This is a genomic window from Lentzea jiangxiensis, from assembly GCF_900104175.1.
Lineage (GTDB): Bacteria > Actinomycetota > Actinomycetes > Mycobacteriales > Pseudonocardiaceae > Lentzea > Lentzea jiangxiensis.
Genome location: NZ_FNIX01000039.1, coordinates 1 through 26,237, shown reverse-complemented (window position 1 = coordinate 26,237; position 26,237 = coordinate 1). Strand labels below are relative to the sequence as shown.

27 protein-coding genes and 2 rRNA genes are annotated in these 26,237 nt (G+C 71.1%); 27 read left to right on the top strand and 2 right to left on the bottom strand.

Going from position 1 to position 26,237, the window contains the following annotated elements:
• The 14 genes from BLQ91_RS39090 to BLQ91_RS39025 all read left to right on the top strand — a co-directional run.
• Positions 1-124, top strand: a 23S ribosomal RNA gene (locus BLQ91_RS39090); the annotation flags it as partial.
• Positions 125-236: 112 nt separating this feature from the next.
• Positions 237-353, top strand: a 5S ribosomal RNA gene (gene rrf, locus BLQ91_RS39085).
• Between the two features lie 87 nt (positions 354-440).
• Positions 441-2,906 carry a hypothetical protein gene (locus tag BLQ91_RS43240; protein WP_143023085.1) on the top strand — a complete coding sequence of 822 codons (2,466 nt, stop codon included), beginning with the start codon at positions 441-443 and terminating at the stop codon, positions 2,904-2,906.
• Positions 2,903-3,697: an HAD-IIA family hydrolase gene (locus BLQ91_RS39075; RefSeq protein ID WP_090101199.1), complete on the top strand. Its 795-nt coding sequence runs from the start codon at positions 2,903-2,905 to the stop codon at positions 3,695-3,697. Before BLQ91_RS43240 ends, BLQ91_RS39075 begins: the two co-directional genes overlap by 4 nt.
• Positions 3,698-3,701: 4 nt before the next feature.
• Complete coding sequence (locus tag BLQ91_RS39070) at positions 3,702-3,869, top strand: hypothetical protein (protein ID WP_374237013.1); 168 nt, start codon at positions 3,702-3,704, stop codon at positions 3,867-3,869.
• Between the two features lie 6 nt (positions 3,870-3,875).
• Complete coding sequence (locus tag BLQ91_RS39065; RefSeq protein WP_090101203.1) at positions 3,876-4,688, top strand: TlyA family RNA methyltransferase; 813 nt, start codon at positions 3,876-3,878, stop codon at positions 4,686-4,688.
• Positions 4,685-5,575, top strand: coding sequence for an NAD kinase (locus tag BLQ91_RS39060; RefSeq protein ID WP_090101205.1), 891 nt, complete (start codon positions 4,685-4,687; stop codon positions 5,573-5,575). Before BLQ91_RS39065 ends, BLQ91_RS39060 begins: the two co-directional genes overlap by 4 nt.
• 80 nt (positions 5,576-5,655) lie before the next feature.
• Positions 5,656-7,437 carry a DNA repair protein RecN gene (gene recN / locus BLQ91_RS39055; protein ID WP_090101207.1) on the top strand — a complete coding sequence of 594 codons (1,782 nt, stop codon included), beginning with the start codon at positions 5,656-5,658 and terminating at the stop codon, positions 7,435-7,437.
• A gap of 298 nt (positions 7,438-7,735) precedes the next feature.
• Entirely contained in the window at positions 7,736-8,332 is a 597-nt protein-coding gene (locus BLQ91_RS39050) for a hypothetical protein (RefSeq protein WP_143022836.1), read from the top strand.
• Positions 8,325-8,915 carry a hypothetical protein gene (locus BLQ91_RS39045; RefSeq protein WP_090101211.1) on the top strand — a complete coding sequence of 197 codons (591 nt, stop codon included), beginning with the start codon at positions 8,325-8,327 and terminating at the stop codon, positions 8,913-8,915. The genes BLQ91_RS39050 and BLQ91_RS39045 overlap by 8 nt, the downstream gene beginning before the upstream one ends.
• On the top strand, positions 8,912-9,343 hold the full coding sequence (locus tag BLQ91_RS39040) for a hypothetical protein (RefSeq protein WP_090101213.1): 432 nt from the start codon (positions 8,912-8,914) through the stop codon (positions 9,341-9,343). Before BLQ91_RS39045 ends, BLQ91_RS39040 begins: the two co-directional genes overlap by 4 nt.
• The gene (locus tag BLQ91_RS39035; RefSeq protein WP_090101215.1) at positions 9,340-9,780 is read left to right on the top strand and encodes a hypothetical protein; all 441 of its coding nucleotides are present in this window, start codon (positions 9,340-9,342) and stop codon (positions 9,778-9,780) included. Before BLQ91_RS39040 ends, BLQ91_RS39035 begins: the two co-directional genes overlap by 4 nt.
• Positions 9,781-9,842: 62 nt before the next feature.
• Positions 9,843-11,027, top strand: a complete 1,185-nt coding sequence (steA, locus tag BLQ91_RS39030) for a putative cytokinetic ring protein SteA (protein WP_090101580.1) — start codon at positions 9,843-9,845, stop codon at positions 11,025-11,027.
• On the top strand, positions 11,024-11,962 hold the full coding sequence (locus tag BLQ91_RS39025) for a copper transporter (protein ID WP_090101217.1): 939 nt from the start codon (positions 11,024-11,026) through the stop codon (positions 11,960-11,962). Before steA ends, BLQ91_RS39025 begins: the two co-directional genes overlap by 4 nt.
• Here BLQ91_RS39025 and BLQ91_RS39020 read toward each other — a convergent pair.
• On the bottom strand, positions 11,959-12,642 hold the full coding sequence (locus BLQ91_RS39020; protein ID WP_090101219.1) for a hypothetical protein: 684 nt from the start codon (positions 12,640-12,642) through the stop codon (positions 11,959-11,961). The genes BLQ91_RS39025 and BLQ91_RS39020 overlap by 4 nt on opposite strands.
• A 177-nt stretch (positions 12,643-12,819) precedes the next feature.
• Between BLQ91_RS39020 and BLQ91_RS39015 the strand changes: the two genes are divergently transcribed.
• Genes BLQ91_RS39015 through BLQ91_RS39005 form a run of 3 tightly spaced genes read left to right on the top strand, consistent with a single transcriptional unit; the run spans position 12,820 to position 15,518 of the window.
• On the top strand, positions 12,820-14,502 hold the full coding sequence (locus tag BLQ91_RS39015) for a CTP synthase (RefSeq protein WP_425412548.1): 1,683 nt from the start codon (positions 12,820-12,822) through the stop codon (positions 14,500-14,502).
• On the top strand, positions 14,499-15,119 hold the full coding sequence (locus tag BLQ91_RS39010; protein WP_245733836.1) for an NUDIX domain-containing protein: 621 nt from the start codon (positions 14,499-14,501) through the stop codon (positions 15,117-15,119). The genes BLQ91_RS39015 and BLQ91_RS39010 overlap by 4 nt, the downstream gene beginning before the upstream one ends.
• Before the next feature lie 39 nt (positions 15,120-15,158).
• Positions 15,159-15,518, top strand: coding sequence for a DUF2752 domain-containing protein (locus tag BLQ91_RS39005; RefSeq protein WP_236220910.1), 360 nt, complete (start codon positions 15,159-15,161; stop codon positions 15,516-15,518).
• Here BLQ91_RS39005 and BLQ91_RS39000 read toward each other — a convergent pair.
• On the bottom strand, positions 15,515-16,123 hold the full coding sequence (locus tag BLQ91_RS39000; RefSeq protein WP_090101225.1) for an NINE protein: 609 nt from the start codon (positions 16,121-16,123) through the stop codon (positions 15,515-15,517). The two genes, BLQ91_RS39005 and BLQ91_RS39000, sit on opposite strands and share 4 nt — an antisense overlap.
• Before the next feature lie 53 nt (positions 16,124-16,176).
• Here BLQ91_RS39000 and ald point away from each other — a divergent pair, with 53 nt between their 5' ends.
• The 10 genes from ald to BLQ91_RS38950 form a co-directional block, all read left to right on the top strand.
• Entirely contained in the window at positions 16,177-17,247 is a 1,071-nt protein-coding gene (gene ald, locus BLQ91_RS38995; RefSeq protein ID WP_090101227.1) for an alanine dehydrogenase, read from the top strand.
• Between the two features lie 8 nt (positions 17,248-17,255).
• Positions 17,256-18,131 (top strand): site-specific tyrosine recombinase XerD, encoded by an 876-nt coding sequence (gene xerD, locus BLQ91_RS38990; protein WP_425412554.1) that lies wholly within the window; start codon positions 17,256-17,258, stop codon positions 18,129-18,131.
• Between the two features lie 24 nt (positions 18,132-18,155).
• Entirely contained in the window at positions 18,156-18,485 is a 330-nt protein-coding gene (locus tag BLQ91_RS38985) for an ArsR/SmtB family transcription factor (protein WP_090101229.1), read from the top strand.
• A gap of 100 nt (positions 18,486-18,585) precedes the next feature.
• Complete coding sequence (locus BLQ91_RS38980; protein ID WP_090101231.1) at positions 18,586-19,509, top strand: ParA family protein; 924 nt, start codon at positions 18,586-18,588, stop codon at positions 19,507-19,509.
• Positions 19,506-19,844, top strand: coding sequence for a hypothetical protein (locus BLQ91_RS38975; protein WP_090101233.1), 339 nt, complete (start codon positions 19,506-19,508; stop codon positions 19,842-19,844). The genes BLQ91_RS38980 and BLQ91_RS38975 overlap by 4 nt, the downstream gene beginning before the upstream one ends.
• The gene (locus BLQ91_RS38970; RefSeq protein WP_090101235.1) at positions 19,841-20,674 is read left to right on the top strand and encodes a segregation and condensation protein A; all 834 of its coding nucleotides are present in this window, start codon (positions 19,841-19,843) and stop codon (positions 20,672-20,674) included. The genes BLQ91_RS38975 and BLQ91_RS38970 overlap by 4 nt, the downstream gene beginning before the upstream one ends.
• A gap of 452 nt (positions 20,675-21,126) precedes the next feature.
• A complete protein-coding gene (gene scpB / locus BLQ91_RS38965; RefSeq protein WP_425412555.1) occupies positions 21,127-21,909 on the top strand; it encodes an SMC-Scp complex subunit ScpB in 783 nt (260 codons plus the stop codon).
• The gene (locus BLQ91_RS38960) at positions 21,902-22,636 is read left to right on the top strand and encodes a pseudouridine synthase (protein WP_090101237.1); all 735 of its coding nucleotides are present in this window, start codon (positions 21,902-21,904) and stop codon (positions 22,634-22,636) included. Before scpB ends, BLQ91_RS38960 begins: the two co-directional genes overlap by 8 nt.
• 169 nt (positions 22,637-22,805) lie before the next feature.
• The gene (locus tag BLQ91_RS38955) at positions 22,806-25,538 is read left to right on the top strand and encodes a helix-turn-helix domain-containing protein (protein WP_090101239.1); all 2,733 of its coding nucleotides are present in this window, start codon (positions 22,806-22,808) and stop codon (positions 25,536-25,538) included.
• A gap of 260 nt (positions 25,539-25,798) precedes the next feature.
• Positions 25,799-26,237: helix-turn-helix domain-containing protein (locus tag BLQ91_RS38950; RefSeq protein WP_143023084.1), on the top strand; the 439-nt coding region annotated here is incomplete at its 3' end.

Here is a 26,237-nt window from a genome sequence, read left to right as displayed (position 1 = left end):
AGATGAGGTATCCCACCCTTTGTGGGTTAAGGCCCCCAGCTAGACCACTGGGTTGATAGGCCAGAGGTGGAAGACCGGTAACGGTTGGAGCTGACTGGTACTAATAGGCCGAGGACTTGTTACGAAGACGCTACGCATCCACTGTGCGGTTCTGGAAGAACAACCAGAACCGATCGAACCCACCGGCAGACGAGAGTGTGCTGGTTCGGGGTTCAGGTTGAACATTTCCATAGTGTTTCGGTGGTTATAGCGTTGGGGAAACACCCGGTCCCATTCCGAACCCGGTAGTTAAGCCCTTCTGCGCCGATGGTACTGCACTGGTTACGGTGTGGGAGAGTAGGTCGCCGCCGAACTTCTTCCCTGAAGGGGCTTGTGATTGCGGGGCACAACAACAGTGCTCGCTCACAAGCCCCTTTCAGCGTGTCCATAGGAGGAATCAGGTGTCCAGGTTCGGGGATCGTCCCGGCGACCGTCAGCGTGGCCAGGGAGACCGACCGCGCCGTTCCGAGGGTGGCCGTCCAGCAGGCGATCGGAAGTTCAGCAACAACTCCCAGCGTGGTGAAGGCTCCGGCGACCGCACCAGCAGCGGTGACCGTCGAGACAACCGCGCCGGCTCAGGCGACCGCGGTGGCTATCGCGGTCAGAGTTCCGGTGACCGCGGCGGCTACCGCAGGGACGACTCCGGCGACCGCGGCGGGTACCGCGGCGACCGTTCGAGCGACCGCGGCAGCTCCAGTGACCGCGGCGGCTCCCGGGGCGAGCGCTCCGGTGGAGACCGCGGTGGCTACCGCGGGCAGGGGTCCGGTGAGCGCAGCGGTATCCGCAGCGATCGTCCCGGCTTCCGCAAGGACGATTCAGGCGATCGTGGTGGCTACCGGGGCCAGGGTTCCGGCGAGCGCGGTGGCTACCGCAAGGACGACTCGAACGACCGCGGTGGTTACCGCAAGAGCGAGTCGGGCGACCGCGGCAGCTACCGGAAGGACGACTCGGGCGACCGCGGCGGCTTCCGTTCCGGTGGCGACCGCGGTGGTTACCGCAAGAGCGACTCGGGCGACCGCGGCGGCTTCCGCCGTGACGAGTCCGGCGACCGCGGCGGATACCGGGGCGACCGTTCGAGCGACCGCGGTGGGTTCCGTCGCGACGACTCGAGCGACCGCGGCGGATACCGCAAGAGCGACTCCGGCGACCGTGGTGGCTACCGGAAGGACGACTCCGGCGACCGCGGTGGATACCGCGGGGACCGTTCGAGCGACCGCGGCGGCTTCCGTCGCGACGACTCGGGCGACCGTGGTGGCTACCGGGGCCAAGGTTCCAGTGACCGCAGCGGTTACCGCAAGAGCGACTCAGGCGATCGTGGCGGCTACCGCGGCGAGCGCTCGGGTGAGCGCAGCGGGTTCCGCAAGGACGACTCCGGTGATCGCGGTGGGTACCGCGGCGACCGGTCCAGCGACCGCGGTGGTGACCGTGGTGGATTCCGGAAGAGCGACTCGGGCGACCGCGGTGGCTACCGCGGCCAGGGTTCGGGCGACCGTCCCGGCTACCGCAAGGACGACTCGGGTGACCGTGGTGGCTACCGGGGTCAGGGTTCCAGTGACCGCGGCGGGTACCGCAAGAGCGACTCGGGTGACCGTGGTGGCTACCGGGGTCAGGGTTCGAGCGACCGCGGCGGGTACCGCAAGGACGATTCCGGTGACCGTGGTGGATACCGCGGGGACCGTTCGAGCGACCGCGGTGGCTACCGCAAGAACGACTCCGGCGACCGGGGCGGCTCCCGCAACGACGAACGCTCGGCTCCGCAGCGCGACGACCGCCGTGACGAGCGCAGCCGTGAGCGCGCGGCGCGTTTCCAGGACCGCATCACCGACCAGGACACCACCGGTCAGGCCAGCAGCGGTCAGGACAGCACCGGCGCCGAGGGTACCGCTGCCGAGGTGAAGCCGGACGCCGAGCGTTCCGGTTACCGCCTGGGCGACGGTGCCGCGGCCACGCGCACCGCGGCCGGTCGCGAGGCTGTGGCCGAGGCCGCGGTCGCTGCCGACAGCGACGCGGACGAGGCCGTCGAGGACGAGGCCGTCACCGAGGACCGCGAGGCCGGCGACGCGCCCGCGGCCGGGAGTGACAAAGCCGACGAGGCTGACGAGGCCGATGAGGCTTCGGACGGGATCCGTGCGGCGGACGCCGAGGCCGGCGACGAGCAGCGCGACGAGGCGCCCGCACCCCGTGGCGGACGGCCCGAGCTGCCCCGGGAAGCCGACCTGTCGCTGCTCGACCCGGAGATCAAGGCCGAGCTGCGCAGCCTGCCCAAGGGCCTCGCGGAACTCGTCGGCAAGCACCTGGCCGCGGCCGGGCTGCTGATCGACGAGGAGCCGGAGCTGGCGCTCGAGCACGCCCGCTACGCGCGGAGCAAGGCCGCTCGCGTCGGTGTCGTGCGGGAAGCGGCGGGTCTCACCGCCTACTTCGCGGACGAGTGGGCCGAGGCGCTCAGCGAGCTGCGCGCCGCGCGCCGGATGATGGCCGGGCCGGGCCACCTGGCGATCATGGCCGACTGCGAGCGGGCGCTCGGGCGTCCCGAGCGGGCCATCGACCTCGCCAAGGACCCGTCGGCCAAGGACCTGAGCCAGGAGGACGAGATCGAGCTGCGGATCGTCGCGGCCGGCGCTCGTCGCGACATGGGTCAGCTCGACGCGGCCGTCGTCGCGCTGCAGGGTCCGGACCTCGATCCGGGACAGCGCACGCCCTACTCGGCGCGGCTCTTCTACGCTTACGCCGACAACCTGGCCGCGGCCGGTCGCACCGAGGAAGCGGTCAAGTGGTTCCTCAACGCCGCCGAGGCTGACGACGAAGGGGAGACCGACGCCGCCGAGCGCGCGTTCGAGCTCACCCAGGAGGAGACCGCGGAGCAGTGAGCGAGACGTTGGTCGACCGGTACGACGCTTTGCTGATCGATCTCGACGGCACCGTCTACCGCGGGTCGGAAGCCGTGCCCGGTGCCGCCGAAGCGATTGCGGCGGCCAGGAGCAAGGGCGTCGGGATCCGGTACGTCACCAACAACGCGTCACGCTCTCCGCAGGCGGTGGCCGACCACCTCGTCGAGCTCGGGTTCGAGACGAGCGTCGACGAGGTGAGCACCTCCTCGCAGGCAGGCGCGGCGATGCTCGCCGATCGCCTGCCCAAGCGGTCCACCGTCCTCGTGCTCGGCACCGAGGCCCTCGAGGCCGAGGTGTTCAAGCGCGGACTCATCCCGACCGACACCGCCGAAGGCGCGGTGGCGGTCCTGCAGGGCCTGTCCATGGACCTCGGCTGGCGCCAGCTGGCCGAGGCCGCCGTGGCCATCCGCGCCGGTGCGCTGTGGGTGGCGTGCAACGTCGACGCCACCCTGCCCACCGAACGCGGCCTCCTGCCCGGCAACGGCAGCCTCGTCGCGGCGCTGAAGACCGCCACCGGCCAGGAACCCCTCGTCGCCGGCAAACCCGCCACCCCGCTGCTGCAGCAGGCGGCGAAGGACCTCGGCGCGCATCGCCCGCTGGTCGTCGGAGACCGCCTCGACACGGACGTCCTGGGCGCCGTCAACGCCGGGATGGACTCGCTGCTCGTGCTCACGGGTGTGTCGACGGAGGAGGAGGCGCAAGCGCTTCCGGAAGAGCGACGGCCGACGTATGTCGGCGCGGACCTGTCGGTACTACATCGGCTACCGTAAGACCGTGAGCTACCCCCTGCCCGGACCGCCGCCCAACCCGGCCGACGCCATCGAAGGCGCGCTGGAGCGGCTCGACGGGCTCGAGAACGTCGCCCTCGAGGAGCACGTTGCCCGGTTCGACGCCGTGCACGCCACGCTCACCGACGCACTGTCGAGCATCGACAAGGTGTGATGCACAGTGCCTCGCAGGGTGCGGCTCGACGCCGAACTCGTGCGCAGGGGGCTCGCCCGGTCCCGTGAGCACGCCAGCCAACTCGTCGCGGACGGCCGCGTCACGGTGCGCGGCACCGTCGCGACCAAGCCCGCGACCGCCGTGGAGACCTCCGACGCGGTCGTCGTCAAGGACCTCGACAACGATCCCAACTGGGCCTCCCGGGGCGCGCACAAGCTGATCGGCGCGCTCGAAGGCTTCAAGATCGACCCCACCGGCAAGCGCTGTCTCGACGCCGGCGCGTCCACTGGCGGTTTCACCGACGTGCTGCTGCGCGGAGGTGCGAGGCAGGTCGTCGCGGCCGACGTCGGCAGGGGTCTGCTCGACTGGAAGCTGCAGACCGACGACCGGGTCGTGGTGAAGGACAAGACCAACGTCCGCACCCTCACACCCGAGGACATCGGTGGCACGGTTGAACTCGTGGTGGCCGATCTTTCGTTTATCTCGTTGAGGCTTGTGCTCCCCGCACTGGCCGCGTGCCTCGACGAGGAAGGCGATCTGCTGCCGATGGTCAAGCCGCAGTTCGAGGTGGGCAAGGAACGCCTCGGCTCCGGAGGCGTCGTGCGCGACCCCGGGCTGCGCGCGGAAGCCGTGCTCGACGTGACCAGGGCGGCGGCCGAGCTCGGCCTGGCCGTGCACGGGGTCGTCGCGAGCCCGCTGCCCGGCCCGTCCGGCAACGTCGAGTACTTCCTCTGGCTGCGCAAAGCAGGACCCGCCCCGGACGGGGCGGAGACTGCCGCGGAGATGGTGCGCACCGCCGTCGAAGAAGGGCCCCAATGAGGGAAGTCCTGCTGGTCGTCCACACCGGTCACCAGAGCAACATCGATCTCGCCCGTCAGGTGGCCGGCCGCCTCGCGGTCGGAGGCGTCACGACGAGGGTGCTCGACGACGAGGCGCGTGACCTCGGCCCGTCGTGCTGCACCAAGGTCGTGCCCGCCGACGACCACGCCGCCGAGGGCACCGAGCTCGTGCTGGTGCTGGGCGGTGACGGCACGCTGCTGCGCGGCGCCGAGCTCGCCCGCCCGGCGCGCGTGCCGGTCCTCGGCGTGAACCTCGGCCGCGTCGGGTTCCTCGCGGAAGCCGACTCGGACGCGTTGCACGAGGCCGTCGGTCACGTGCTGGAACGCGACTACTTCGTGGAAGAGCGCATGACGCTCGACCTGATCGCCAAGGTCGACGGCGAGGTCGTCGTGAAGACGTGGGCGCTCAACGAGATCAGCGTCGAGAAGCTGATCCGCGAACGCATCCTCGAGGTCGTCATCGAGGTCGACGGACGGCCCGTGTCGGCGTTCGGCTGCGACGGCGTGCTGTGCGCGACGCCGACGGGTTCCACGGCCTACGCGTTCTCGGCCGGCGGTCCGGTCGTGTGGCCGGACGTGCAGGCGATCCTGGTGGTGCCGAGCAACGCGCACGCGCTGTTCGCGCGGCCGCTGGTCGTGTCGCCCAAGTCGCACGTGGCGTTTGAGATCGAGGCGACCGGGCATCCGGCGGCGCTGTCCGCGGACGGGCGGCGCACGTTCGAGTTGCCCGCGGGCGCGCGGATCGAGATCGTGGAGGGCGAGGTGCCGCTCAAGGTCGTCCGGCTGCGCCATGCCCCGTTCACGGACCGGCTGGTCGAGAAGTTCGACCTGCCGGTGAAGGGGTGGCGGGGACCATCGGCAGGCTGACCGCGCCGCTCGGTGCGTCGGCACCGGCTCGTTATGGTGCCCGCGAGGAAATGTCGGACTCGACAAGTAAGGTTCGCCCTGTGCTGGCCGAGATGCGCATCAATGGCCTTGGCGTGATCGACGAGGCCACCCTGGAGCTGGACCCCGGGTTCACCGTTGTCACGGGTGAGACGGGCGCGGGCAAGACCATGGTCGTGACCGGGTTGCACCTGCTCGGCGGTGGCCGGGCGGAGGCGTCCCGCGTGCGCACCGGAGCGGACCGGGCGGTGGTCGAGGGCCGCTTCCAGGCCCCGGCCGGCAGTCCCGCCGCGAAGGTGGCGGAGGAGGTCGGCGGCGAGGCGGACGAGGACGGCTCGCTGATCGCGATCCGCACCGTCGGCGCCGACGGCCGCTCCCGCGCGCACGTCGGCGGCCGTTCCGTGCCGGTCGGCGTGCTGTCCGAGCTGGCCGAGCAGCTGATCGCCGTCCACGGCCAGAACGACCAGCTGCGGCTCATGCGCCCCACCGAGCAGCGCGCCGTGCTGGACCGCTTCGCCGGCGACGACGTGGGCGGGCCCCTGCGCGCGTACCAGGCCGTCCGCGAGGAGTGGCTGCGCGTCTCCGCGGAGCTGAAGGAACGCACCGAACGTTCCCGCGAACTGGCCCGCGAGGCCGACCTGCTGCGCCACGGCCTGACCGAGATCGACGCGGTCGCCCCGCAGCTGGGCGAGGACGCCGAGCTGCACGACGAGGCCCGCCGCCTGGCCGACGCCGACCAGCTGCGCGAGACGGCCCAGGGCGCGCAGTTCGCGGTGTCCGGCTCCCTGGAGGGCGACCCGGACAACCCCGGCGCGCTCGGCCTGATCTCCGAGGCCGCCCGCCGCCTGTCCTCGTCCGAGGACCCGAAGCTGCGCGAGATGGAACCGCGTCTCGTCGAGGCGGCCACGCTGCTGGCCGACGTCGGCGCCGAGATCTCCGGCTACCTCGACCAGCTGGAGGCCGACCCCGGCCGCCTCGAGGCCGTGCTGCAGCGCCAGGCCGAACTGAAGGCGCTGACCCGCAAGTACGCCGCCGACGTCGACGGCGTGATCGCCTGGGCCGAGCAGGCGCGTGCCCGGCTGGGCGGACTGGACACGTCCGAGGAAGCGCTCACCGGCTTGGCGGCCCGCCGCGACGAGCTGGCCGCGGAGCTGGCGACGCTCGCCGCTCAGGTGACGGCGGCTCGGGTCGAGGCCGCGCTGGAACTCGGGAAGGCCGTCACCGAAGAGCTCGACGGGCTCGCGATGCCGCACGCCTCGGTGGAGCTCGCCGTCCGGCCCCGGCACGCCGAGACCGGGGACGCGCAGGCTCTCACCGTCGGGCGCTCGGTGCTGCACGCCGGCGCGTCGGGGGTGGACGACGTCGAGCTCCGGCTGATCTCCCACCCCGGGGCGCCTGCTCTTCCGGTGCACAAGGGGGCTTCCGGTGGTGAGCTCTCCCGGGTGATGCTGGCGCTCGAGGTGGTGCTGTCCCACTCCGATCCGGTGCCCACGCTGGTGTTCGACGAGGTGGACGCCGGAGTCGGTGGACGGGCTGCTGTCGAGGTCGGGCGGCGGCTGGCTCGGCTTGCCCGGTCGCACCAGGTGATCGTGGTGACGCACCTGCCCCAGGTCGCGGCCTTCGCCGATCGGCATCTCGTGGTGGACAAATCCGCCGACGGGACGTTCACGCGGTCGGCTGTCCGGAAGTTGGACGAGACCCAGCGGGTGGTGGAGCTGGCTCGAATGCTGGCCGGGATGGACTCCACCGACACCGGGCGGGCTCACGCCGAGGAGTTGCTGGCCGCGGCCAAGTCGGACAAGTCTTCTGCTCCTGTGGTTCGGCGGAGGAAGAAGAAGGGCTGAGGTTTGTCGGACCCCCTGAGCAGGTTGGGATTGGGGGGTCCTGGGAGTGGGGGGACGTCTGCGTCAGCATGCGTCCCCCCCTTTTTTTGTGGGTTGCTGGCACGCCTGTTGCATTGGGCGGTTACGTCCGTTGGTGGGTGGTGGCCGGTGGGGCCGCCTGGAAAGCCAAGAGCAAAGCCAAAAGCGGAGCGGCTCGCCTTCGGCCTCGCGCTGTTCGGGCTGTGGTTCGGCATGATGGAGGGGACCGAGCTCCGGTCAGCGGGCGCACGCGGTGTGCGGTGGAAGGTGGACCGGATCTGTGACCACGCGCCGGGTGCTCGGGGCGGTGCTGGTGTTCGTCGCGGCCGGGTTGGCTGTGGCGGCTACGTTCTCGACCGCCTATTCGGTGCGGGTGGTGGTGAACGGGCGGACGCTGCGGTTCGAGGCCACCTCGTGGGTCGTTGAGCGGGACGACTTCCGAGAGGTGCTGATGTTGGCGCCGTTGGAGTTCGGGGAGCCTGTTGTCGGGGCGGCCGTGGTCATGGTGTTGGCTGCGGTGCTGGCATTTCGGGTCCCTGCTCTCCGGGTGGGGTCGTTGCTCGGGGCCGGGTTGCTGGTGGGGGCCGCCTGGTCTGCCGTGGTGCGGGTGCAGGGGCTGGTCGAGGAGCTCGAGGGCATGAGGTCGCCCGTGCCCATTGCCGTGGAGCAGAGGGACGGGGTCACGATGCTGATCGTGGCCGCCGGGGTGGGGGTCATCTCCGCCGTGTTGCACCAGGAGTTGCCTCGGCGGGTTGGTGGCGATGACGACGTGGAGGGCGGTGACGGGGTGGTGATCCACCAGGTCGACGACGACGGGGACGACGCCGAGACGCCGCCCTACGGGTATCCGGTGATCGTGGAGCCGAAGGGTGGGTGAGCGGCGGAGGGTGGCCGGTGTGCTCTCCGTGCTGGGGGCCGGGACCGTGGTGGCCGGGAGTCTCCTGGACACCTTCCGGACCGTCCACAAAGGTTTCGAAGTGGAGTTGGTGATCACCACCTCGGCCTGGGTGACCAGGTCGGAGCCTCCGAGCGGGCCGCCTGAGAACCCCGCGTTGTTCGCGGCGGGGTGGCCGTTGGTCGTTTGTGCGGTGGTGGTGGCCTGTGCCGTGGTGCTGACGTTGCGGGAGAGGACCGCGTTCGTCGGGCGGGTGCTCGTCCTCGGTGCTGCCGGGGCGTTGGCCGGGGTGGTGTTCCTCTACCTCGCGCTGGTCGAGCGGCAGCGCAGCCTGTACTCCTTCGGGCCGTCCGGGGAGCCCGCGGCCGAAGTGCACTACCTCGGCGGTACGTGGATGTTGGTCCTGGGAGCGATCATCACGCTGGTCGGGGCCGTGCTCGCTCAACAGCGGGTGGGGTCTGCGTCGGTGGATGAGGACGGGGTGGTCGTGCGGTCGTTGGGCGGAGAGGACGACACGCCGCCGTTCGGCATCGCCGTACCCGGCGACGGGCGGGAGGCACGGTGATCGGGAGGCCTACGGCGATCGCGCTGATCGCGGTCGGGGTGGTGCTGACGGCCACGGCGATGGTGCTGCCGTGGTACTCGACGGCTTACGGCGGTGGGGTCGAGGTGGTCGTTCGGGCTTGGGGGACGGAGATCGTCAACAAGCCCGGTGACTGGCCCGCAGGGGAGCTGTCGCCCTGGTACGGGGTGCCGGTGGCGGTCACGGCGGCGTTGCTCGTCGCCGGGATCTGGGTCGCTCGCGCCGCGGTGGCCGGGGCGGCCGGACAGGCCGGGGCCGTCGGTGTCACGGCGGCGCTGGTCGTGTCGGAACGCGGGCACGCGGTCGAGCAGCAAGGGGACTTCGCGGTCGGGTTCGGGCTGGTGTTCCTGGTGGCCGGAACGCTGGTGGCGCTCGCGGGTGCCGTCGCGGTGCAGCGGGAGGCGGGGTGAAGAAGGTCCTGAGCGTCGTGTTGCTCGTGCTGGCCGCGGGGGCCGCGGCCGGGGCGACGCTCCTGCCGTTCTCCGAGCTGTTGATCAGCCTTGCTCCCGGGCAGCCGCAGACCGCGTACGTCACGACCGGCTGGAGCACGCGGTTCGGTGGCACCAAGGACGAGCACGGTCCGTTGTTCGGCATCCCGATCGTGGTGGCGGCCGCGGCGGTGCTGGTGGGTGTTCGGTGGCGGAAGGTCGCCTTCGCCGGTGCCGCGGCGCTCGCGGGTGTGGCCGGGATGCTGTTCGTCCACCTGTTGAACGTGATCAGCTTCCACGAGGCGGGCAACATCGCCATCGACCCAGGGCTGGAAGCCGGGTTCGGCAACGGGATCTGGGTGCTCATCGGCGCCGTGGTGCTGGCGTTCGGTGCCGTGGTGGTTCACCCCGACGACTGACCAGCAGGAATCGCCCGGCGTGCCTCACCGGTCACATGCGCACCGTGGGTCACTATCGGCGCATGAAGCTTTCCGGGCTGCTGAACCGCACCAACCACGAACTTCCCGGTGTCACGGGTGTCGCGCGGGTTGATCGGCGCGCGAGCGACCTGGTTCGGCGCGTGAGTGCCGGTGACGTCGCGGTCATGGACCTCGTCGACCTCGACCGGCGCACCGCGGAAGCGCTCGTCGCGGCCGAGGTGGTCGGTGTCGTGAACGCGTCGCCGTCCATTTCCGGGCGTTTTCCCAATCTCGGGCCGGAGCTGCTGCTGGAGGCGGGCATCCCGCTGATCGACGGCGTCGGCGCGGTCGCGTTGCGGGAGATCAAGGAAGGCGCCAGGGTCCGGCTGCACGAGGGGGTCGTCTACGCCGGCGAACGCGAGCTCGCGAAGGGTGTCGAGCAGAACGCCGAGAGCATCGCCGATGCCATGATCGAGGCGAAGGCCGGCATGTCGGCGCAGCTGGAAGCGTTCTCCGCCAACACCATCGAGTTCCTGCGCCGTGAACGCGCGCTGGTGCTCGACGGCGTCGGCGTGCCCGAGGTGTACGTGTCGATGCGCGACCGGCAGGTGCTCGTCGTCGCGGGTGGGCCGTCGCACGCCGAGGAGCTGCGCAAGCTCCGCCACTACATCCGCGAGTACCGGCCGGTGCTGATCGGCGTCGAAACGGGCGCGGACACGCTGATCGACGCCGGGCTCAAACCGGACATCATCGTCGGCGACCCCGACGGCATCGGCACCGCGTCGTTGCGCGCGGCCGCCGAGGTGGTCGTGCCCGCGCAGACCGACGGCCACGCGCCCGGCCTGCAGCGCATCCAGGACCTCGGCATCGGCGCGGTGACGTTCCCCGCCTCGGGCAACGCCGAGGACCTGGCGCTGCTGCTCGCCGAAGCCCACGGGGCGTCGCTGGTGGTCACGGTCGGGCTCCGCGCGACGCTGCGCGAGTTCCTCGACCGCGGGCACTCCGGTTCCAACCCCTCCACGTTCCTGACCCGGTTGAAGCTCGGCAGCAAGCTCGTCGACGGGGAGGCCGTCGCGACCCTGCACCGCAGCCGGGTTTCGCTGGGCGTGATCGTCCTGCTGGTGGCCGCCGCGATCGCGGCCATGGTGGCCGCGCTCGCGGTCTCCGGTGTCGGTCACGTCTACGTCGACATCGTGGTCGACGGCTGGCAATCCGTCGTCAACTGGCTCAAGGGGTTCTTCTCGTGATCACGTTGCGCTACCACGTAGTTTCGATCACCGCGGTCTTCCTGGCCCTCGCGGTCGGAGTCGTGCTGGGGTCGACCGCGATCAGCGGGCGGTTGCTGTCCGGGTTGAGCGACGAGAAGAACTCGTTGGCGCAACAGGTGAACGACCTGCAGAACGAGCGCAACGCGTTGAACGCCGAGCTGACCGAGGCCGACGAGTTCGCGGAGGCCGTCGGGCCGCTCGCGGTCAAGGACCGGCTCACCGACCGCACGGTCGTGATCGTCACGACCGCGGACGCGCGCCCGGCCGACCGGGACGCGCTCAACGGCCTGCTGAAGGCCGCGAGCGCCACGGTCACCGGCGAGGTCCAGCTGACCGACGCGTTCGCCGACCCGTCCCGCGGCGACCAGCTGCGCGACCTCGTGGCACGGGTGCAGCCCGCCGGGTCGCAGCTGCCCACGGCCGGCGACCCCGGCACCCGCGCGGGCGGCCTGTTCGGCGCCCTGCTGCTGCTCAACCCCACCAGCAACCAGCCGCAGGCCACGGCCGACGAGACGGCGGCCGCGCTGTCCGGGCTTTCCAACGCCGGGTTCGTCAAGGCGACGTCCGGGGTGACGCCCGCGCAGCTCGCGATCGTGCTGACCGGCGGCGCGGCGATCGGTGACTCGGCGGCCGACCGGGCCTCGACGGTCGCGCGGTTCGCCACCCAGCTCGACCGGTCCGCCGCGGGCGTCGTGCTGGCGGGAGCGAACGGTTCGGCCAACGGCACCGGTGCGATCGGTGTGGTCCGCGCGGACACGAACGCGACGTCGATCCTGTCCACCGTCGACAACTCCGACACCCCGGCGGGCCAGGTCGTCGTGGTGATGGCGCTGGGCGAGCAGCTGGAGGGCCGCTCCGGCCGGTACGGGGTGGCGGGCAACGCGGAGGCGTCGTCGCCGGGAGCGGCGGGCTAGTACTCGGTCGTCCAGTCGCCCGGCAGCACCTTCACCAGCAGTTCCAACGCGTCCGGCGTGCGGGCGCGGGCCCACAGCCACTGGTGGTCGTCCTCGCGGACGACCAGGTCGTCGCCGACGAACCAGCGGGTGCCGGGACTGTGCAGCGGCAGGAGCGCGAAGTTGTCCTCGAGCAGGGAGCCGTCCGCCTCGGACGTCTCCCTGTCCGCCGTCTCGGCCCCGTCGCGGAACAGCGCTTCGGACAACACCATCTCCACGCACGCCAGCGAGAACCGCGGCAGCCACGGGTCCCAGCGCTCCCCGGTCTTGTCGACGAGGTCGAGCTTGATCATCACCTCGGGGTCGTCCCCGCCCAGTGCCGTGGCCCAAGCCGCGACCCACTGGTTCTCGTCGCGGAACACCAGCACGTCGTCGTCCACGCGCAGTTCCGAGGGCAGGAGCAGGCGGTCCTGGTTGCTGGTCAGGTCGGGGCGCTTGCCGAACAGCGACAGCGCCTCCTTGACCGCCTCCGGGAGCTCGACGCCGAGCCGTTCCTCGGTGGCGGCGAGGTCGGCTCGGCTCCAGCCGTCCTGCGGTTCGATCGGCTCCGCCCACGCGGCCGCGAATCCCTCGACGAAACGCCAGGCCGCCGAGCGGTCGTGAACGGCTCCAGCGGCTGCCACCGCCACGTCGAAGGTCACGTGACAACTTTTCCTGATGTCGGCCCGTGCCGGGGGAAGTTCGGGAAAACCCCTTGCTGCGCCGATCGGGTGATGTGATCTGCCGGGTCGTGGTGCGCTGGGTGACCGGCGGCGTGTTAGCGTTATGGCCCGTGGATAGGGGGATTCACCCCCACGATTTTCACGGGAGCCCCGTTGGTGCAGCAGGCACGTACGACCAAGCACGTCTTCGTCACGGGAGGCGTCGCGTCCTCCTTGGGCAAGGGGCTCACCGCCTCCAGCCTCGGCCAGTTGCTCACCTCGCGCGGCCTGCGGGTGACGATGCAGAAGCTCGACCCGTACCTGAACGTGGACCCTGGCACGATGAACCCGTTCCAGCACGGCGAGGTCTTCGTGACCGACGACGGTGCGGAGACGGACCTCGACATCGGCCACTACGAGCGGTTCCTCGCGCGGGATCTGAGCGGTGACGCGAACGTCACCACCGGCCAGGTGTACTCCGAGGTGATCGCCAAGGAGCGGCGCGGCGAGTACCTGGGTGACACGGTCCAGGTGATCCCGCACATCACCGACGAGATCAAGCGCCGCATCCGCGCGATGGCCGAGCCGGACGCCGACGGCGTCACGCCGGACGTCGTCATCACCGAGGTCGGCGGCACCGTCGGCGACATCGAGTCGCTGCCGTTCCTGGAGGCCTGCCGCCAGGTCCGCCACGACGTCGGCCGCGACAACGTCTTCTTCCTGCACGTGAGCCTCGTGCCGTACCTGGCGCCGTCCGGGGAGCTGAAGACCAAGCCGACGCAGCACTCCGTCGCGGCGCTGCGCAACATCGGCATCCAGCCCGACGCGATCGTCTGCCGGGCGGACCGGGAGATCCCGGACGCGCTCAAGCGCAAGATCGGCCTGATGTGCGACGTCGACACCGACGCCGTCGTCGCCGCCGTGGACGCGCCGTCGATCTACGACATCCCGAAGGTGCTGCACGCCGAGGGGCTCGACGCCTACGTGGTGCGCCGCCTCGACCTGCCGTTCCGCGACGTCGACTGGACGGTGTGGGGCGACCTGCTGCAGCGCGTGCACAACCCCGTCGAGACGGTGAAGATCGCGCTCGTCGGCAAGTACGTCGACCTGCCCGACGCGTACCTCTCGGTCACCGAGGCGCTGCGGGCCGGCGGGTTCGCGCACCACGCCAAGGTCGAGATCAAGTGGGTGCCGTCGGACGAGTGCCAGACGGCCGAGGGCGCCGCGCGGGCGTTGTCCGGCATGGACGCGGTGCTGATCCCCGGCGGGTTCGGCGTGCGCGGCATCGAGGGCAAGATCGGCGCGCTGAAGTACACCCGCACGCGCGGTGTGCCGACGCTCGGCCTGTGCCTCGGCCTGCAGTGCATGGTCATCGAGGCGGCGCGCAACCTCGCGGGCATCGAGGACGCGAACTCCAGCGAGTTCGAGGAGGGCGGCTCGCCCGTCATCTCCACGATGGCCGACCAGGAGGACGTCGTCTCCGGTCAGCGCGACATGGGCGGCACGATGCGCCTGGGCGCGTACGTCGCGAAGCTCACGCCGGGATCGGTCGTCGCGAACGCCTACGGCGCCACCGAGGTCTCCGAGCGGCACCGCCACCGCTACGAGGTCAACAACGCCTACCGCGGCAAGCTCGCCGACGCCGGCCTGGCCTTCTCCGGCACGTCGCCGGACGGCCGCCTGGTCGAGTTCGTCGAGCTGCCCGCCGACGTGCACCCGTTCTACGCGGCCACGCAGGCGCACCCGGAGCTCAAGTCGCGTCCCACGAAGCCGCACCCGCTGTTCGCGGCGTTCGTGAAGGCCGCGATCGACTACCGGGTCGCGGACCGCCTCCCGCTGGCGGCGGGAGCGTCCCAGTGACGTCCAGGCACGACTTCCGCACGGTCTCCAGCGAGGACTTGCACGTCGGCAAGGTCGTGGCGCTGAGGGTCGACGAGGTCGAGATGCCCGGCGGCGGCACGGCCAAGCGCGAGATCGTCGAGCACATGGGCGCGGTGGCGGTCGTGGCCGTCGGCGACGAGGGCGAGGTCGTGCTCATCCACCAGTACCGGCACGCGCTCGGCCGGCACCTCTGGGAGCTGCCGGCCGGCCTGCTCGACCACGACGGCGAGGAGCCGGTCGTCGGCGCCCGCCGCGAGCTGGCCGAGGAGGTCGGTCTCGACGCGCGGCGCTGGGACACCCTCGTCGACACGGCCGCGTCGCCCGGCTTCACCGACGAGGTCGTGCGCGTGTTCCTGGCGCGCGACCTGTCCGAGGTCGACCGCGAGGTGCAGGGCGAGGAGGAGGCGGACCTGGAGGTCCACCGCTTCCCGATCGCCGAGGCCGTGCGGATGGTGCTCTCCGGCGAGATCGTGAACTCGTCGACCGTCGCGGGGCTGCTCGCGGCCCGTGAGGTGCTGGAGGGCAGGGCGGAGCCCCGGCCCGCCGACGCGCCCTTCCGCGACCGGCCGACCCGGTTCGCCGCGCGCGAGAAGTAGGTTGGAGTCATGCAGACGCTGAAGGGTTCTCTCACACGGATGAGGGGGCCCCTCAGCGTGCTCGCAGCCGGTGCCGCAGGCGCTGTGCTGCTGCTGTTCGTCGACCCCAACCAGCCGGGCAACTTCCTGCCGAAGTGCCCGTTCAAGGCGCTCACCGGGCTCGACTGCCCCGGCTGCGGGGTCACGCGGATGCTCCACGCGCTGCTGCACGGCGACGTCGTGGCCGCGTGGCACTTCAACGCCGTGCTGCTCGTGCTGGGCGTGCCGACGGTGGCCTGGCTGCTCACGCGCTGGACGATCGCCCGCTGGAAGGGAGAACGGCGACCGGTGCGGCCTGCGCTCGGGTTCGCCGTTCTCGCCGTGGCGCTCGTGTGGGGCGTGGGGCGCAACCTCGCCTAGGAGTCGCGGAGCTTGCGGCCCTCGGCGTCGGTGCCGCCGTTGACCAGGATGATGATCGCGTCCACCAGCGACCAGATGCCGCAGCCGCCGCAGGTGAACAGCTGGGCGAGCGCGATACCGGTGTGGCCCGTGTAGAAGCGGCCCACGCCGAGGTTGCCCAGGAACAGCTGCAGCAGGCCCGCGACGATCTTCGACTTGTCCGACAGCGGTACGCCCGTGTACGGGTCGAAGCCGTACGGCGCGCCGGGAGCGGCGTAGCCGGGAGGGACCATGCCGGGCTGCGGCAGCGCGTACTGCGGTTGCGGGCCGGTGGGCGGCGGGTAGTACGGCGGCGTGGGCTGCGGCGCGAAGCCCGGCGGCGGGGTGGGCACGGCCGTGAACGGCACGGACGGCGGCGCGAGGAACGGCGGGTGCGGCTGCGGCAAGTCGCGGAACAGCTCGGCGAGCTCCGCGTAGCTCTGCGCGCCGGACGCGCGGTTGACCCGCTCCTGGTACTCGGTGATGTCGAGCCGCGCCATCGCGAAGTGGTCGTTGAGAGCGGTGATCGCCTCTTCGCGCTGCTGGTTGCCGATGCGCTGCTGGTCTGGCCCGAATGCTTCTGACACGGCTGCGCACGTTATCCGATGCAGCGGACCGATATCGGGAATACGCTGCGACGATGCTGGTCGGTGTCCCAAAGGAGATCAAGAACCACGAGTACCGCGTCGCCATCACGCCCGCCGGCGTGGTCGAACTGGTGCGCCGCGGGCACGAGGTCGTCCTCGAGCAGGACGCCGGTGCCGGCTCGTCGTTCCCCGACCACGAGTACACGGCGGCGGGAGCGCGCATCGCGTCGTCCGCCGACGAGGTGTGGGGCTCCGCGGACCTGGTGCTGAAGGTGAAGGAGCCGATCGAGGCCGAGTACCACCGCCTGCGCCGCGAGCAGGTGCTGTTCACCTACCTGCACCTGGCGGCCTCGCCGTCGTGCACCGCGGCGATCGCCGCGTCCGGCATCACGGCCATCGCCTACGAGACCGTGCAGCTGCCCGACGGGTCGTTGCCGTTGCTGGCGCCGATGAGCGAGATCGCCGGGCGGATGGCGGCCCAGGTCGGCGCGCACTGCCTCGAACGCGCGCAGGGCGGGCGCGGTGTGCTGCTCGGCGGTGCTCCCGGTGTCGCCGCGGGCAAGGTCGCGGTGATCGGCGCGGGCGTGGCCGGGATGAACGCGGCGACGATGGCGGTCGGCATGCAGGCCGAGGTGGTCGTGCTCGACACCAACGTCAACCGGTTGCGGCAGATCGACTTCACCTACCGCGGGCACCTGCAGACGATCGCGTCGAACGTCTACGAGGTCGAGAAGGCCTGCCGCTGGGCGGATCTGGTGGTCGGCGCGGTGCTCGTGCCCGGTGCGAGGGCGCCGCAGCTCGTCAGCAACGAGCTGGTGTCGCGGATGCGTCCCGGCAGCGTGCTCGTGGACATCGCGGTCGACCAGGGCGGCTGTTTCGAGGACACGCGACCGACGACACACGACGCGCCGACGTACCGCGTGCACGACTCCGTGTTCTACTGCGTCGCGAACATGCCCGGTGCCGTGCCCAACACGTCGACGTACGCGCTCACGAACGTGACGCTGCCGTACGTCATCGCGTTGGCGGACAAGGGTTTTGAGCGTGCGGTGGCGGACGACCCGGCACTGGCCAAGGGCGTCAACGCACGCCACGGGGAAATCCTGCTGGAAGGGCTGGCGTGATCGCAGAGCTGGTGGCGACCTACCTCGACCACCTCGCCGTGGAACGCGGCACCGCCCGCAACACCCTCGACTCGTACACGCGCGATCTGCGCCGCTACACCGAACACCTGGAATCCCTTGCTGTCACCGACTTGGGCGCGGTGACGGAAGTGCAGGTGAGTGAGTTCCTCGCCGTGCTGCGGGAAAGCGGGCTTGCGGCGTCGTCCGCCGCACGGACGTTAGTCGCTGTGCGCGGGTTACACCGCTTCGCGCACCGTGAAGGCGTTGTGCCACATGACGTCGCACGCGCCGTGCATCCGCCTTCGCCGCCGAAGAGGCTGCCGAAAGCATTGCCCGTCGATCAGGTTCTGACGCTGCTCGACAATGTGGGAAACCTCAGGGACAAAGCCCTGCTGGAGTTGCTGTACTCGACGGGAGCCCGGATCTCCGAGGTGGTCGGGCTCGACGTGGACGACATCGACGCGTCCGAGCGGACCGTTCTGCTCGACGGGAAGGGAGGCAAGCAGCGGCTGGTTCCGGTCGGGCGGCCGGCGTTGGCCGCGGTGGACGCGTACCTGGTTCGCGCACGTCCCGCCCTTGCGGCGAAAGGACGTGGCACGCCTGCGTTGTTCTTGAACGCGCGCGGTGGAAGGCTCTCGCGGCAGAGCGCGTGGACGGTCCTCAAGACCGCCGCGGAGGACGCCGGGATCACCGCCGCGGTGTCACCCCACACGTTGCGGCATTCGTTCGCCACCCATCTGCTGGAAGGGGGTGCGGACGTTCGGGTGGTGCAGGAACTTCTCGGGCACGCATCGGTTACGACCACTCAGGTGTACACACTGGTAACCGTTACGACTTTGAGGGAGGTCTACGCAACTGCACACCCTCGGGCCACTGGAACATGAGGCTTCCACGGGTACGGTGGGCAGGTGCCGAACTTGGACGAGCCGTCCCCACAGGCCATCGATCTAGCCGCTGTGCTGCACGCGCTGAGCGACCCGACCAGGCTCGCGGTCGTGCGCCAGATCCAGTCGAGCGGGGAACGCCTGTGCGGGGCCTTCGAGGTTGACGTCGCGAAGTCGACTCTCTCCCAGCACCTGCGCGTGCTGCGGGAGGCGGGCATCACCCGAACACGCTGCCGCGGCAACCAGCGCTGGGTGTCGCTGCGCCGCGATGACCTGGACCTTCTGTTCCCGGGCTTGCTCGACGTGGTGCTGACCGCGTCCGACAGGCGCACACGAACGGATGTTCCGGCCTAACTGAGTCTTGACAACACCGGCGAGGCGCGTTGCCGCTCGCACGGGTGCGGCCTAGGCTGCGCCCGGAGAGACGACTACGAGCAGTGAGGGACCGCCAGCCATGTCGACACCGGAGCACGCTTTCGCGCCCCGTGCCGATCTGAACCTGGCTCCGCACGCCGCGCCGGTGGACGACGTCGCTCAGGAGCAGCTCGACGGTATCGGACCGACAGGCCGCCAGCGTCGCCACATCCCGGACCCGCCGCCGTTGCTGCACCACGGCCCGGCGAAGATCCTCGCGGTGTGCAACCAGAAGGGCGGCGTCGGCAAGACGACGTCGACCATCAACCTGGGAGCGTCACTCGCCGAATACGGCCGCCGCGTGCTGCTGGTCGACTTCGACCCGCAGGGCGCGCTGTCGGTCGGCCTCGGTGTGCACCCGCACCAGCTCGACACCACTATCTACAACGTGATCATGGAACGTGACACCGCCGTCGGCGACGTCATCCGCAAGACCATGGTCGACGACATGGACCTGCTGCCGAGCAACATCGACCTGTCGGCCGCGGAGATCCAGCTCGTGTCGGAGGTCGGCCGCGAGCACACGCTCGTGCGCACCCTCCGCCCGGTGATCGACCACTACGACTACGTGCTGGTGGACTGTCAGCCCTCGCTCGGCCTGCTCACGGTGAACGCCCTCGCGGCCGCGGACGGCGTGCTGATCCCGCTCGAGTGCGAGTTCTTCTCGCTGCGCGGGGTGGCGCTGCTCATCGACACCATCGAGAAGGTCAAGGAACGCTTGAACCCGAGGCTCACCATCACCGGCATCCTCGCCACGATGTTCGACCCGCGCACGCTGCACTCGCGCGAGGTCATGGCCCGCGTTGTCGAGGCGTTCGGCGACATCGTGTTCGACTCGGTCATCAACCGCACGGTGCGCTTCCCGGAGACCACCGTGGCCGGCGAACCGATCACCCGCTGGGCACCCCGTTCGTCCGGCGCCAACGCCTACCGCGCGCTGGCCCGCGAGGTGATCGCCCGGTGACCCATCGCCCTTCACTGCCGGGCGCCGCGGAGCTGTTCCGGCTGACGTCCGTCCCTGCCGCGCCCGAGGCCTCGACGCCAGAGGAATCGACGCCAGAGGAATCGCCGCAGCAACGCCGTGGTTCCGGCCGCACCAAGCACACCACGAAGATCACGGTCTACGTGTCCGACGAAGAGCTGCTGTCGCTCGAACAGGCGCGGCTGGCGTTGCGCGCGGCCTACGGCCTGGGCGTCGACCGGGGCCGCGTCGTGCGCGAGGCGATCGCGATCGTGCTGGACGACCTGGAAACGCACGGTGACGCGTCGCTGCTGGTACGCAGGTTGCGCGAGCAGTGACCGAGGACGTTCCCGCTGAGGTCGCCGCTCAGGACGACGGCAAGTTCAAGGTCAGGCTCACGAACTTCGAAGGTCCGTTCGACCTGCTGCTCCAGCTGATCTCGCAGCACACGCTGGACGTGACCGAGGTGGCGCTGCACCAGGTCACCGACGACTTCATCGCGCACCTCCGCGGCATGGGCGACGCGTGGGACCTCGACGAGACCACCGAGTTCCTCGTCATCGCCGCGACGCTGCTCGACCTGAAGGCCGCCCGCCTGCTGCCGACCGGCGACGTCGAGGACGAGGACGACCTCGCGTTGCTGGAGGCGCGCGACCTCCTGTTCGCCCGGCTGCTGCAGTACCGCGCGTACAAGCAGGTCGCGGCCCTGTTCGCGGAGCTGGAACAGGGCGCGTACCGGCGCTACCCGCGCTCGGTGTCGCTCGAACCGCGCTTCGAGGGCCTGCTGCCCGAGGTGATGCTCGGCGTCACACCCGACAAGTTCGCCCTGATCGCGGCCGCCGCCTTCCGCCCGAAGCAGAAGCGGACGCTCTCGGTCGCGCACATCCACCAGCACCGCGTGTCGATCCGCGAGACCGCCGACGTGCTGCGGGCGTTGCTGATCGAGAAGGGCACCGCGTCGTTCTCCGAGATCATCGCCGACTGCACCGAGACCATGGAGGTCGTGGCGCGGTTCCTCGCGCTGCTGGAGCTGTACCGGGAGAAGTCGCTGGCCTTCGAGCAGGAGGACCCGCTCGGGCCGCTGCGGGTGACGTGGGTCGGCGGGTCGTTGGAGCAAGCGCAGGCGCAGGTGCACGCCGGCGACGAGGATGAGGACTACGGCGGATGAGCGAGCCACTGGTGGGGCCGGACGCGGCGGAGATCGAGGAGCCGGGGCCGGCGTTCGACGGGGGCGGGCCGGGGCGCCGCGAGGACGCGGCTGGTGCCGCTGAGCCCGGTGAGGCAGTGCCTGGTGCCGCTGAGCCCGGTGCCGGGGAGGCCGTTGGGTCCGCCGCCGGCGAGGGGGAGGCTGATGCTGCTCTCGACGACGCCGCTCCCGCTGCTGTCGTGCTGGACGCCGGGGCCGATGACGCCTCGGCCGGATCCGGCGCGGCGGTCCCGCCCCCGGTATCTAGTCTACCGGGTGGCACCGACGAAAACGGCAGGTCAGGCGCCGGGGCTGGGGACAACTCGGGTACTGGGGACAACTCCGGTACTGGGGACAACTCCGGCGCTGGGGACGGTTCCGGTGCCGAGCCCGAGTCGGACGCCGCTCTCGACGACGCCGCTCCCGCCGCGGTCGTGCTCGCCGAGCCGGAAGCCGGGTCCGCCGCCGGGGTGAAGGCAGGTGCCGCGAAGCCGCGCACCGCCAAGAGCGGCGCTCGCGCCAAGGCGAAGCCCGTCGCTGCCCCCGAGCCCGCAGCCGCCGCCACTGCCGAACCGCAGACCGGCGACGAGCCCGACACCGACGCCGCCACCCTCGAGGCCCAGCTCCTCGCCGCCGCCCCCGAAGAGGCCATCGAGGACAGCGGTCTGCCGGACCTCACCGACGACGCCACGTTCGAGGCCGCGATCGAGTCCGTGCTGCTCGTCGTCGACAGCCCGATCGCCGAAGACCAGCTCAGCAGTGCCCTCGAGCAGCCGGTGAAGCGGGTCAAGGCGGCACTCCGTAGACTGTCGAGCCGGTACACCGAGTCCGGCAGCGGCATCGACCTGCGCAGGGCGGGGGACGGCTGGCGGTTCTACACGCGGGACCGGTTCGCCCCGTTCGTGGAGAAGCTGCTGCTCGACGGTCAGCGCGCGAAACTCACCCGCGCGGCCCTGGAGACGCTCGCGGTGATCGCCTACCGGCAGCCCGTGACGAGGGCGCGGATCGCGGCGGTTCGCGGCGTCAACGTGGACGGTGTGATCCGGACCCTGGTCGCCCGGGGGCTCATCGAGGAGACGGGCACCGACAGCGACACGGGTGGGATCCTGTACCGCACTACCGAACTGTTCCTGGAGCGGTTGGGGCTGTCGTCGTTGCACGACCTGCCGCCAATCGCGCCGCTGCTGCCCGAAGTGGATGCGATCGACGATGTCTGAGAACGAGGGCGTGCGCCTGCAGAAGGTGCTGGCGCAGGCGGGGATCGCCTCGCGCCGTGCTTCGGAGGAGCTGATCGACCAGGGGCGGGTGCAGGTCGACGGCGTGGTCGTGCGCGAGCAGGGCCGGCGGATCGACCCGCAGACCGCTGTCGTGCACGTCGACGGGGTGCGGGTGCAGATCCGCGAGGACGTCGTCACCATCGCGCTCAACAAGCCGTTCGGGATGCTCTCCACGATGGAGGACGACCTGGGGCGTCCGTGCGTGGGCGACCTGGTGCGCAACCGCGCGGAGCGGCTGTTCCACGTCGGGCGCCTCGACGCCGAGACCGAGGGTCTGCTGCTGCTCACGAACGACGGTGAGCTCGCGCACCGGCTGATGCACCCGAGCTACAACGTGAAGAAGACCTACCTCGCCGAGGTCCCCGGCCCGGTCGAGAAGGGGCTCGGCAAGAAGCTCAAGGCGGGCGTCGAGCTGGAGGACGGGCCGGTCAAGGTCGACTCCTTCAAGCTCATCAGCGCGGTGCCGGGCAAGGCGCTCGTCGAGGTCGTGCTGCACGAGGGCCGCAAGCACATCGTCCGCCGCCTGCTCGAGCACGTCGGCTACCCGGTGCAGTCGCTGGTCCGCGTCGCGATCGGCGAGGTGTCGCTCGGCAACCAGCGGCCCGGTTCGATGCGCGTGCTGAACCGCCAGGAAGTCGGCGGCCTCTACAAGATCGTCGGTCTCTGACCGCGACGCCGAAGAACACCCGTTCGCCCCTCCGGCCCCCAGAGCCGGAGGGGCGAACTGCGGTGCACGCCCCGTGCGACGAGAACGCTACGGCGATCTTGTTGTAAGGGGTCGGGACCCGCGCACTGAACAACACGGTGTAGACAACCGGTCTTGGGGGGAAGACTGAATGCCACGCACCGAACGCCCGCTGGACTGCGAGGACACCGAGCTCGGCGCGTTCGCCGCCGATCTGCGCAAGCTCCGGGAGAAGGCGGGCAGACCGTCCTACCGGGCCCTCGCCTCACGCGCGCATTACTCCGCGGCCACGCTGTCGGACGCCGCCGGCGGCAAGAAGCTGCCCAGTCTCGCGGTCACGCTCGCGTACGTCACGGCGTGTGAGGGCGACGCGGAGGAGTGGGAACGGCGCTGGCGTGCCATCGCGGCGCCTCCCGGCCGGACGGCCGAGGCGCCGTACGTCGGACTGAAGGCGTTCCAGGAAGAGGACGCCGACCGGTTCCACGGCCGCGAGAAGCTCACCGCGAAACTGGTCGAGCTCACACGCGCACGGCCGTTCGTCGGGGTGTTCGGCGCGAGCGGGTCGGGCAAGTCGTCGTTGTTGCGGGCCGGTCTGATCCCGCGCCTTCCGCGGGCGCTGATCTTCACGCCCGGCGTCCAGCCCCTCGACGAGTGCGCCGTCCGCCTCGCGCGCCTCACCGGGCAGTCCGCCGTCGTGCTGAGCCACGAGCTCGCGGACCCGGCGGCGCTGGGCCTGCTGATCCGGCAGTTCGACGAGGAACTGGTGCTCGTCGTGGACCAGTTCGAGGAGGTCTTCACCCTCTGCGGGCCCGAGCAGCGGGACTGGTTCGTGCGGGCTCTCGTCGGCGCCCCGCACGTGGTCATCGGCGTGCGGGCCGACTTCTACGGCCACGTCGGCCGCCACCCCGAGCTCGTCGAGGCTCTGGAGGACGCGCAGGTGCTCGTCGGTCCGCTGACGACGGACGAGCTGCGCCGCGCGATCACCGAACCGGCCCGGCACGTCGGGGCGACCGTCGAGTCCGCCCTGGTCATCCGGCTGGTGGCCGACGTCGTGGGGCAGGCGTCGGCGCTGCCGCTCGTCCAGCACGCCCTCGTCGAGACCTGGCACCGCCGCCGCGGCATGACGCTCTCGCTCGCCGGCTACGAGGAGGCGGGCGGCGTCGAGCACGCCATCGCCCGCACCGCCGAGTCCGTCCACGAGCAGCTGAGCCCCGAGCAGCGGCAGATCGCCCGCCGCACGTTCCTGCGCCTGATCGCGCTCGGCGAGGGCATCGAGGACACGAAGCGCCGCGCGAACCGCGAGGACCTCGACGCCGAGGTCCTCGAACGCCTGGCCACGGCACGGCTGGTCACGCTCACCGAGCAGCACGCCGAACTCACCCACGAGGCGCTGATCCGGTCCTGGCCGCGCCTGCGCGAGTGGATCGACGAGGACCGCAACGCGCTGCGCGTGCACCACCAGCTCACCGAGGCCGCGGCGCAGTGGGACGGCGACCGCGACCTGCTCTACAAGGGCGCGCGGCTGGCCCAGGCGGCCGAGCTCGACCCCGAGTCGCTCACCGGACCCGAACGCGCCTTCCTCACCGCGAGCCAGGCCGACGGACGCCGCCGCGCACGCCGCACCCGAGTGGTGGTCAGCGTGCTGTCGGTGCTGGTCGTGCTGCTCGCGAGCAGCGTGGTGTTCGCGGCGGTCCAGGCCAGGGAGGCGACGCGGCAGCGCAACGACGCACTGGCCGGACGTGCCGCCACCGAGGTCATGCGGCTGCTCCCGACCGACCCGGACAAAGCGGCCCGGCTCGCCCTCGCGGCCCACGCCGTCACGCCCGCCACGGCCACGCGGGACGCCGTGCTGAACGCGGACGCCGCCCGGTGGAGCTCGTACACCTCGACGCCGCAGATGCTGTCGTGGCCGGAGGGCGACTTCCTGACGCTGTCGACGAACAGCGAGTTCTTCCTCGGCACCCTGGGCTCCGGTGTCACCTCGGCCACGGTGCTCTTCCGCGGCCGGACACCCGGCGACCGGCTCGCCCGCGTCGGCGAACGCGTGAACCGGACGGTGCTGAGCGGTGACGACCGGCGCGCGTTCACGCTGGAGGCCACCGGCGACGCGCAGGTCTGGGACGTCGCGCGGCCCGAGGAGCCGCAACGGCTCGGCACGATCGCGAAGGCACCGGCGGACCTGACCGTGAGCAGGGACGGCACCGCGGCCGCCGGTGTCGTGCGGACCGGCGAGCGCCCGCGGCACCGGGCGGTGGTCTGGGACCTGCGCGACCCGGCCCGGCCGGCGGAGGTGGCGGTGCCGGTCGAGCACGTCCTCTCCGCCGTCATGAGCCCGTCGGGCCGGGAGATCGCCTTGCTGCGCAAGGACAACGGCACGGGCACGGCCTACGCCGAGATCTGGGTGCTCGACGGCCCGGCGCCCCGCCGGGGCACGTCGATCGCGCTGTCCGACGAGCCGCTGCAGGTCGTCACCTCGGCGGGCGGACGGGCGCTGGCCGTGCGGTTCGCCCGCGAGCTCGTCGTCTGGAGGACCGCGGGGGACGGCGAGCCGGTGCGGGTGCCGGTGGGCTCGTCGCGGGCCACCGCCGTGTTCGGCGACGACGACCGCAAGATCGCCGTGCAGACCGAGGCGTCGGTCGAGGTGTGGGACGTCGCCGGGGTCAGGGCGGGGTCGTTCGGGGGCTTCCGCGGCAACGTCCACGGGCTGCGCTACCGGGAACGGGAGCAGGCGTTCGGCGTGGTCGACTCGACGCCGTCGATGTGGACGCTGCACACCGACTTCGACAGGGTCGTCCGTGGGCTGTGCCGGGAGCGCGAGGCCGCACTGTCCGACGACGACTGGGCGAAGTACTTCCCCGGCGTCGAACGCGTGCCGGTCTGCTGAGCGGGACCTGAGCCGTGGGTGGTGGAGGTGCGCGGCCGCGCGACCCGGCGGTCCGGATCCGCGAGCAGGCCGTCCCCGGATGACCCGGCGGGAGCGGGAGCGGTACTTCGGGAGTCTCGACTTCGCCCCGCCGTGCCCGGGCTGAACCCGCAGCACGCGGCTGGTGGAACGATCACGAAGCAGGCGCCGGGGTGGTGATTGGTTAGCGGGGCGTTAGACGGCGGGCGAACCTCTGGTGGACAATCCGGCCAGGAGGCGGCATGCCACGAGGGGAACGACCGCTGGGTCCGGAGGACACCGCGCTGCTGCGGTTCGCCGGTGACCTGCGTCGACTGCGCGACCAGGCAGGCAAACCGAGCTACCGCGAGCTGGCTCGGCGGGCGAACTACTCGCCGACCGCGTTGTCCGACGCGGCCGGGGGCCGCAAGCTGCCCTCGCTCGCGCTGACGCTCGCCTTCGTACGGGCCTGCGAGGCTGATCCCGCGCCGTGGACCAAGCGCTGGCGTGAGCTGGCCGCCGAACACGCCCAGCCGTTGCACCCGAACTCCCCGTACCCCGGCATCGAGCCGTTCACCGAGAACGACGCGAAGCACTACTTCGGACGTGAGTTCCTCGTCGAGCAGATCGTCGAGTCGGTCCGGGTGAGGCCGCTGACCGTCGTCTTCGGCGCCTCCGGTTCGGGCCGGACGTCGCTGCTGC